This is a genomic window from Mesorhizobium sp. M2E.F.Ca.ET.209.01.1.1, assembly GCF_004010375.2.
Lineage (GTDB): Bacteria > Pseudomonadota > Alphaproteobacteria > Rhizobiales > Rhizobiaceae > Mesorhizobium.
The window spans coordinates 1-312 of record NZ_SADP02000884.1 but is presented as its reverse complement, the minus strand read 5'-3'; the positions used below and the strand labels follow the sequence as shown (position 1 = coordinate 312).

1 protein-coding gene is annotated in these 312 nt (G+C 69.6%); it reads left to right on the top strand.

The features are described from left to right. Positions 1-312, top strand: a 312-nt coding sequence (locus EN852_RS38325) for a GMC family oxidoreductase N-terminal domain-containing protein (RefSeq protein WP_189546595.1), incomplete at both ends; no start/stop codon positions are given.

The following is a 312-nucleotide window of genomic DNA, read 5'->3' as shown; positions in this document are numbered from 1 at the left end:
GTGACGGCGCTGACGCTGGAGAATGGCGCCGCGACCGGCCTGACCTACACGACGCTGGACGGACAGAGCCATACCGCCTCGGCGAAGGCGGAAGTGATCCTCGCGGCCGGCGCGCTCGCCACGCCGAAGCTGATGATGCTGTCCGGGCTCGGTCCTGCCGCGCATCTGGTGGAGGTGGGAATTCCCGTCATCCGCGACATGCCGGCGGTTGGCCGGGATCTGCAGGATCATGTCGCCGCCCCGCTTTACGCGCTGACCCGCAAGCCGATCTCGCTCCTCGGCGAGGATCGCGGCTTCACGGCGCTGCGCCAC